4 protein-coding genes are annotated in these 2,985 nt (G+C 44.2%); 2 read left to right on the top strand and 2 right to left on the bottom strand.

Annotated elements, in window-relative coordinates; genetic code table 11:
* Together ACCI49_RS24145 and csrA are read left to right on the top strand one after the other, a co-directional pair.
* Window positions 1–204 (top strand): hypothetical protein (locus ACCI49_RS24145; RefSeq protein ID WP_371841805.1); only part of this gene is annotated, 204 nt, incomplete at its 5' end.
* 580 nt (window positions 205–784) lie between these two features.
* Entirely contained in the window at window positions 785–973 is a 189-nt protein-coding gene (gene csrA, locus ACCI49_RS24150; RefSeq protein WP_371841806.1) for a carbon storage regulator CsrA, read from the top strand.
* A 410-nt stretch (window positions 974–1,383) separates the two neighbouring features.
* On the opposite strand, the gene ACCI49_RS24155 is transcribed toward csrA, so the two are convergent.
* Window positions 1,384–1,707 carry a hypothetical protein gene (locus ACCI49_RS24155; protein WP_371841807.1) on the bottom strand — a complete coding sequence of 108 codons (324 nt, stop codon included), beginning with the start codon at window positions 1,705–1,707 and terminating at the stop codon, window positions 1,384–1,386.
* A gap of 11 nt (window positions 1,708–1,718) precedes the next feature.
* Window positions 1,719–2,985 (bottom strand): RHS repeat-associated core domain-containing protein (locus ACCI49_RS24160; RefSeq protein ID WP_371841809.1); only part of this gene is annotated, 1,267 nt, incomplete at its 5' end.

Consider the following 2,985-nt stretch of genomic DNA (forward strand, 5'->3'; position numbering starts at 1 on the left):
TCGTGCAATCCAGTCGCTGCCGTCGAAGGCCTGCATTTCAGTACGGATCACGCGGCCGAGCTGGTCGTGATAGGTAATGGATATAAAAATCTCGGCAGGTTTTCCAAAATTGATGGGATATTTAGGTTACTGGAAAATTATTTTGATCTGTATACAGAGGCCCTTAGGAAGGTTAGCTTTAAAAAGTCTTTATTTAAAACTTAGCTGTAAAAATCACAGAAACGTACCAATTTGAACTGCAACTCTTAATAGGCAACTGGGGATTTTCTAAGTAGCAACGCATAAAAATATAGGCACGAAAATAATCTTATTGGATTTTATTAAGTTTGTTTTCATGTCAAAGCTGCGTAAAATTGGTAGATATTTATCGATATTTTGGTCGCAATAGAGTAAGCCTGAATAGGCTGAAGAATGAAAAGATCAAGAGAACCAAAGATTTTCTAAAAGATCCATCCCCTCAAAGGAGAACGGTAGCATGACATAAAAATAAGTAAAAGGCGCTGACCCAAGGTGCTACCAACACCAGGGGCCAGCTAACCAAATTGATAGGCAAATTATCAAAGTGGCTACATGCATAGTACGCTAGAAACCCGCTCGTCTTCAATAAAGTGGTGTAGATTCAGCGGCTTGGAGCAATTCCCCAAGCTCTGGAAGCGTAGTGCCCGCCTTTTCTTCTTCTACGCCTACCGCTCTCGTGCCCCACCCCACATTTCCTGCAAACGTAATCTTTCACGTTCTCCCATCACGGAAACCCCCATAGTTTGAGCATTAGTAGGAAATGTGTATGTTGATTTTAAAGCGCCGGACGGGCGAAAACTTAAGAATTGGAACCAATATTTCAGTCACAGTATTGGAGGTTAAAGGCAATCAAGTAAAGATAGGAATAAATGCACCCAAATCCCTAGCCGTTCACCGCGAAGAAATTTATGTGCGGATCAAAAAGAAACAGGAAGTGAGCACTGGAAATCGTTAATAGTATTGTCAAAGCTGCTCCATCCATCCTCAATCAGTTAGGTATTTCATCAGACTGTAGGTTAGATCTAATCCGAAACTTTGAAAGCCGTCTTAAGAGCTTGGCAGAGGCAGTACAGCAGACCGGTATCCAGCTTGATAAATGCTGGAAACATGGCATAGGTGACTGCCGGCGCCACCTTTCTGCAACACTCAGCCAATCCTGGCTTCACCCCTAGCCACCATCATTCCTACCGGCTTTTACCCAAAACCACAATTTCAGACTCCAAGCATAGTTCTTCATTCTTTTGCTACGTCTTAGTACCAAGCCAAAAATAAATATTCGCCAGGGAGACCAACTGCACCACCGTTAGCTCTTCTCTTCAATCTGTGGGTACCCTGAATTTTTTCTTATCTATAGGATTGCTCTTGTTATCTATCAGGAAACTGCTTATTCCATCTATCCAGTATTTCTCGGCATTTTGGCTCTAAGTTAGGCCATCTATTTTTTATCAACTCAAAACCATTAATCATCTCTTGCCGAGAATCGTAAGGATATGTCTCTGACATCCCTAGTGCGACCTCCACTTTTTCGCGATCACTAGATAAAAGCCATTTTTTTCTTACAGTTTCAATTTCTGCACCATTATCATCCATACACCATATTAACTTATCAAAAACCTCAGCTAAGTCACCAGGAGGAAGACCAACAATAGACCTTTTAAATAAATAATTCATAATTTCCTCCATATTCATACAGAAATTCCTCATTCGACCTTTCTATAAATGGTTGTAGTTGAGAATGATGTATCTAAAACTTTACCTGAAGTAGCACGCTGCACTCCAAAAAAATGTGATTCGAGAACTGGTCCAGTATTAACTATTTCAAATCCCGCAGCCCTAGCCTCAGTAACACTTAAGGGCCTTGCAAAACTATTCCTTGTCGCATTGCCTGTAACATACAACAGACTCCCTGGCTGCATCACTCGCGCTGTTTCTGTAGAAACAGGATTAAAGCCATAAGGATTGATTGAGTGAACCTGAGTGAATGATCCAGATCCAAATGGGAGCTTTGTAGCATCTGCAACTACATCAACACCCTCAACGGGTCGGATATCAACATTTACTGCGTCTTTCATAGGGTTGGAACCCGACCCTAAATTTAGTGATCTGCGAGGGGCTCCTCTTCGCAGCATAACTGCTCCAACGACCCCCATAGCATGATATCCAAAACCAAACGAATCATTATCGGCCGCAGCATCGAGGGAAGCAGTACCTTCAGATTTAATGCCCTGTACAAATGAGTCTGCCAGAGTTCCGGTCACCCATTGAAGCCCTATATTTAAATACATCTCCTCTGTATGAGACACCATATACCAAATGTCAGATGCAAATCTTCTTAAAGCTCCAAACGATGCCGATAACGCTCGACCTGCGGCACCTGCACCCCCTGTATCTGAACCACCTCCTTGTAAATTCCCCCGACTATCCTGACTCCCAATATCCGCCGCCTGCACCCCATCACTCTGCAGCAGTGCAACGACTGCCTGATTTATGGCATTTTCAATCTTAGTCAGATTAAATCCATTATTCTGTTTTTTGGCCTTCCCTCTCCCATTACCGCCCCAGTGGCTAGGGAGACTCCCACAAACACTTTCGAGACGAGACGCGGCACAGACATACCCACTCGGATCAGTCCCCGCCAACGGATTATTCATTATGTAGCTATAGGGGTTCAAGCTCTGGCTATTGCCAGGACTTTGTATGATCGGGTCTACAGAGAGAAACCGCCCAAGATTATAATCATAAGCCCGCCCATTCATATGGATCAACTCTACATCATCCAGATGCTCATGATCGGTAAAGCCGCGGGTGCTGTAGGCGCTTTCCAGGATTGCGGTATCTTTATCGAGGATATTGCCCTGGCGCGGTTTGCCGAAGGGGTCGAAGCTGTGGCTTTCTTTTAAGTTACCGGCTTCGTCTCCCACGGCGGCGGCGGAGCCTAGGCGGTCGCGGTGGCTGAAGCCTATCTTG

Source organism: Microbulbifer epialgicus (assembly GCF_041447265.1).
Lineage (GTDB): Bacteria > Pseudomonadota > Gammaproteobacteria > Pseudomonadales > Cellvibrionaceae > Microbulbifer > Microbulbifer epialgicus.